The sequence below is a fragment of the Holdemanella sp. genome (assembly GCF_056804935.1).
The window spans coordinates 1-5054 of record NZ_DBMEXE010000047.1; the positions used below are offsets into that span (position 1 = coordinate 1).

Here is a 5054-nt window from a genome sequence, read left to right on the forward strand (position 1 = left end):
TTTGCGTAATGAATTGATGGCACATTGGCCAATTTCATGATTTGGAAGACGAGTTACGAATTTGGCATCAAAACCATAGTTAGCTAAAGAAACAGCAACATTGGCTTCTCCACCACCATAAGTTGCACCAAAAGTATCGGTTTGTACAAAGCGATAATATCCTTCGGGTGCTAGACGTAACATGATCTCTCCAAAAGTGACTACTTTTTGTTTCATATTAAATCTCCATTTTTAAATCTGGATTAATCAAATGGATTCCAAATCCAGCTATTTCTAAATCTAAATAAACAAAGTTGATTCGATTTGTCTTTTTATTACGTGTAATACTTTCTTCGACAAACTTCACACCTTGTTTAGAAAGGTGATACATTGCTTTTTCAGGATATGGAGTATAGATTCCGATGTGACCATTTTCTCCACGGCCTTTTTTATGTAAAACTTCAAATCCTACACCGGCAAAATTTGATTTTGGCTTTGTGTATTGTGTAAAGTGGAACAAAGAACATAACGTATCTGTTACTTGTTTTGATTCTTCAGGACTATTTGTATTGATTCCAACATGAATTAATTGGAAGTCTAACAAACTTTTGATAGCTGCTTTTGATAAAGCTTCAATTCCATCCCAATCTTTTGCGACAACCAAATCATTTGGCAACATAAAGCTTCCGCCGATTGCTTCTACATTTGGCAATGAAAGATAATCATGCATATTCTTTGTGTTAATGCCACCTGTTGGCATAAAGTGAACGTTCGCATATGGAGCACTTAGATCTTTTAATTTCTTAGCACCTCCACTTGATTCTGCTGGGAAGAACTTTAATTGTGTTAATCCCATTGAAAGAGCCATTTCAACTTCACTCGCTGTTGATACGCCTGGATACACTTCCACGTCATGATCCAAACACCATTGAACCACTTTCGTATTAAATCCAGGTGTAATAATAAATTTAGCTCCTGCTTCAACAGCTTCTTTTGCTTGTTCAACAGATAATACAGTTCCAGCACCGACTAACATATCTGGTAATTGTTCTGAAATAGTTTGGATTGCACTCGTTGCATGTTCGCTACGATATGTAACTTCAATAACATCGATTCCACCATTTAGCAGTGCCTTAGCTAATGGGTATGCATCTTCTTTTTCCAGAATCTTAACAACAGGTACGATTCCTGTGTTGGAAATACGATTCATATACGATTCCATAGTTCCACCTTCCATTTTCTATACTTTGCGTGTGTCTAGTACGCGTTTACTTTTTAGTAAACCAGTTCACCTGTAGTCTAGTATAGTAAACCGGTTTTGTCAACTTGAAAAGTGAAAATAATCTGTTTTTTATTTTTTTTAATTTTTTCGTATATATTATAGGTATGCATTTCCGGAGTTTGTTAATTTTTGAACAAAATGTGTTGACAATCCATTTTTGAGGTGTAATAATGGTGCTGTCTAGTAAACCAGTTTACTTTTTTGAGGAGGCTATGGAGATTATGGTGCGTACAGTAAATATCGAACCAATTACTAAAAAACAAGAGTTTTTAGCAACACCCGCCCTTACAAAAGAAGAATTAACAAATGCGTTTGAAGAATGTTTAAAACAAGTTGATTTAAATATGGAATATTTCAAAGATCGATTCCCATATTCATGTACTAAAGGTTTAAAGTATCCAATCATCGACAACATCGAATGGACTGATGGATTCTGGACAGGTATGTTGTGGTTGGCATATGAATATACGAATGATAAGAAATATAAAGAATTAGCTGATCGAAATATCGAAAGCTTCTTGCACCGTGTTGAAAATCGTATTGAATTAGATCACCACGATCTTGGATTCTTATATTCGCTATCTTGCGTAAGTGGCTATAAGCTTACAAAAAATGAGCACGCAAAAAAAGCTGCATTGTTGGCGGCTGATAAATTGATGGAGCGTTGGCAAGAAAAAGGACAGTTCTTACAAGCTTGGGGACCTAAAGACAGTCCTGAACATTATCGATTCATCATCGACTGCATGTTAAACATCCCATTATTATATTGGGCAAGTGAAGTTACTGGTGATAATCACTATGCGGATGCCGCAACAAAACACTTCACAACAAGTTGTAAATATGTAATTCGTGATGATGCGAGTGCATATCACACATTCTATATGGATCCAGTTACTGGAGGACCAAGTCATGGTGCTACACGTCAAGGATATTCAGATGATAGTTCTTGGGCTCGTGGACAGGCATGGGGTATTTATGGAATCCCATTAAATGTTCGCTACACGAAAAACACAGAATACGTTGATCTATATAAAGGAATGGCAAACTATTTCTTAAATCGTTTACCAGAAGACAATATTTGTTACTGGGATTTGATTTTTACAGATGATCCCGAACAATCAAGAGATTCAAGTGCAGCTGCCATCGCAGTATGTGGAATGCTTGAAATGGATCAATGGATCAAAGAAGAGGATCCAAGTAAAAAGGTGTATCAAAAAGCTTGTGACAACATCACTCGCTCATTGATTCAAAACTACACTAACAATGATCACAAACCAGGCGATCCAATCTTGTATCATGGCGTATATTCATGGCATAGTGGTAAAGGCGTAGATGAAGGAAACATCTGGGGCGACTACTACTACATGGAAGCATTAATGCGTCAAATCAAGCAATGGGATCCATACTGGTAAAAATAAGGAGGAGATAAAATGGCAACACCAAACATCGTTATGACACGTATCGATGAACGTTTAGTTCATGGTCAAGGTCAATTATGGGTAAAATCTTTAGGCGTTAACACAGTAATCGTTGCGAACGATCAAGCAAGCCAAGATGCAATGGCACAAACTTTAATGAAGACTGTAATTCCTAAGGAAGTCGCAATGCGTTTTTACTCAGTACAAAGAGTTATCGACATCATTCACAAGGCAAACCCTGCTCAAACAATCTTCTTGATTGTGAAAGATTGTAAAGATGCTCTACGCCTAGTTGAAGGTGGCGTTCCAATCAAACAAATCAACATTGGAAACATTCACAACTGTGAAGGTAAAGAAAAAGTAACTCGTTCTATTTTCTTGGGCGCTGAAGACAAGGCTGCATTAAAAGAAATGATTGAAAAGTATAACGTTGAATTTAATACACAAACTACACCAAGTGGTTCTGATGGTAGTGTATTAGTAGATATTAAAAATTATTTATAGGAGATAAAAAAATATGCAAATTACATTGTTACAGGCCGTAATCATCGGTCTATGGACAGCATTCTGTTATTCAGGTATGTTGTGGGGTATTTTTACGAACCGTGCTTTAGTATTAAGCTTCGGTGTTGGTATTGTATGTGGAGATTTAAAAACAGCATTGCAATGTGGAGCAATCGCTGAATTAGCATTCATGGGATTCGGTGTTGGTGCCGGTGGAACTGTTCCTCCAAACCCAATCGGACCTGGTATCATTGGTACATTAATGGCAATCACTATGGATGGTGTTACACCAGAAAGTGCATTATCATTATCTATTCCTTTTGCAGTCGCAATTCAATTCTTACAAACAGCTATCTATACAGTTCGTGCAGGTGCACCAGAAAGTGCAAACAACGCATTGAAAAAACAAGACTTTGGAAAATTCCGTTTACACTCTAACTTAACAATCTTGTTATTTGCTCTTGTTGGATTCTTATTAGGATTCTTAGGTGCATACAGCATGGATACATTAAGTAAATTAGTAGCATTAGTACCAGCTTGGTTATTAAAAGGATTAACAGTTGCTGGTGGTATGTTACCTGCTATCGGTTTTGCTATGATCATGAGCGTTATGTTAAAGAAAGAAGTTGTTCCATTCGCATTATTAGGATACTTCTTAGCCGCTTACTTAGGCGTACCAGTAATCGGTATTGCTATTGTCGGAACTGTATTCGCATTAAAACACTATAACGATGCTGGAAATGTCGCTGTCGCACAAGCTGCAACTGAGGAGGTAGAACACGATGACTGGATCTAAATTAACAAAGAAGGATTACACTAAGACTACATTACGTGCTTACTTCTTACAAAATGGTTTTAACTATAGTAACTATCAAGGTTTAGGATACGCTTTAGTTATGTATCCTGCATTCAAAAAATTGTATGGTGATAACCCAGCTAAATTGGCTGAAGAATTAGACAATAACTGTGAATTCTATAACACAAACCCTAACTTCTTACCATTTATCACTTCTATTCACTTGGCAATGGCAGAAAACGGAATGGAATACGATGAAATTCGTGGTATCAAAATGGCATTGATGGGTCCTTTAGCAGGTATTGGTGACTCATTATCACAATTCTGTATTGCTCCATTATTCTCAACTATCTTTGCTTCTATGGCTATGGATGGTGTGGCAATTGCTCCATTATTATTCTTAATCTGCGAAAACGTTACATTATTGGCAATCAAACTTGTTATGGGTGGATATGGACGTCGTCTAGGAACAAGCATGATTGACAAATTATCTGAAAAAATGGGTGTTATTTCTGAAGCTGCAAGTATGATTGGTGTTACTGTTATCGCTGGCTTAGCTGCAACATTCGTTAAAATGAACGTCGCAATCACATTCTCTGCTGGTGCTATTGAAGAAGGTGTTAAACAATCTACAGTAGATATTCAGGCAATGTTAGATAAAGTTGCTCCTGCATTATTACCAGTATTATATACAGCATTAATGTATTACTTAATCAAGAAAAAAGGTGTTACAACTTATTGGTTAGTATTGATCACTGTTGTTATCGGTGTTGCATTAAGCTGCTTAGGAATCTTAGCCTAATACATAAAGGAAGCAAATTTGCTTCCTTTTCTTTTTTAAGGAGAATTCTATGAATCTATCTTACATAAAAAAACAACTACAATTCTGGGCAGACAAGAAGGATGTACTACACGTAAAAAAAATATTAACGAAAGAAGATCAAATTCTAGTAAAAAGAAAATCAGAAGAACTGATTCAAAACATCTTTACGTTTGATAAACCATGGGGAATACTGGAACATCTGGGCGGAGACTTCAAGCAATACCTTTTAGAACACGATATGCCGCAAAAACT

At 36.5% G+C, this 5054-nt stretch carries 7 protein-coding genes; 5 read left to right on the plus strand and 2 right to left on the minus strand.

Translation table 11 applies throughout. From position 1 onward, the window contains the following. Together ACZQCL_RS03630 and ACZQCL_RS03635 are read right to left on the minus strand one after the other, a co-directional pair. Window positions 1–216, minus strand: a 216-nt coding sequence (locus tag ACZQCL_RS03630; protein WP_482481864.1) for a PfkB family carbohydrate kinase, incomplete at its 3' end; no start/stop codon positions are given. Between the two features lies 1 nt (window position 217). After that, window positions 218–1201: a bifunctional 4-hydroxy-2-oxoglutarate aldolase/2-dehydro-3-deoxy-phosphogluconate aldolase gene (locus ACZQCL_RS03635; RefSeq protein WP_186999036.1), complete on the minus strand. Its 984-nt coding sequence runs from the start codon at window positions 1199–1201 to the stop codon at window positions 218–220. 281 nt (window positions 1202–1482) lie between these two features. Here ACZQCL_RS03635 and ACZQCL_RS03640 point away from each other — a divergent pair, with 281 nt between their 5' ends. The 5 genes from ACZQCL_RS03640 to ACZQCL_RS03660 form a co-directional block, all read left to right on the plus strand. Further along, window positions 1483–2673 carry a glycoside hydrolase family 88 protein gene (locus ACZQCL_RS03640; protein ID WP_288522462.1) on the plus strand — a complete coding sequence of 397 codons (1191 nt, stop codon included), beginning with the start codon at window positions 1483–1485 and terminating at the stop codon, window positions 2671–2673. 18 nt (window positions 2674–2691) lie between these two features. Further along, the gene (locus ACZQCL_RS03645; RefSeq protein ID WP_482481865.1) at window positions 2692–3183 is read left to right on the plus strand and encodes a PTS sugar transporter subunit IIB; all 492 of its coding nucleotides are present in this window, start codon (window positions 2692–2694) and stop codon (window positions 3181–3183) included. A 13-nt stretch (window positions 3184–3196) separates the two neighbouring features. After that, window positions 3197–3979 carry a PTS mannose/fructose/sorbose/N-acetylgalactosamine transporter subunit IIC gene (locus ACZQCL_RS03650; protein WP_270474021.1) on the plus strand — a complete coding sequence of 261 codons (783 nt, stop codon included), beginning with the start codon at window positions 3197–3199 and terminating at the stop codon, window positions 3977–3979. Beyond that, window positions 3966–4781 carry a PTS system mannose/fructose/sorbose family transporter subunit IID gene (locus ACZQCL_RS03655; RefSeq protein ID WP_117926623.1) on the plus strand — a complete coding sequence of 272 codons (816 nt, stop codon included), beginning with the start codon at window positions 3966–3968 and terminating at the stop codon, window positions 4779–4781. The genes ACZQCL_RS03650 and ACZQCL_RS03655 overlap by 14 nt, the downstream gene beginning before the upstream one ends. A 49-nt stretch (window positions 4782–4830) precedes the next feature. Then, window positions 4831–5054: hypothetical protein (locus ACZQCL_RS03660; protein ID WP_482481866.1), on the plus strand; the 224-nt coding region annotated here is incomplete at its 3' end.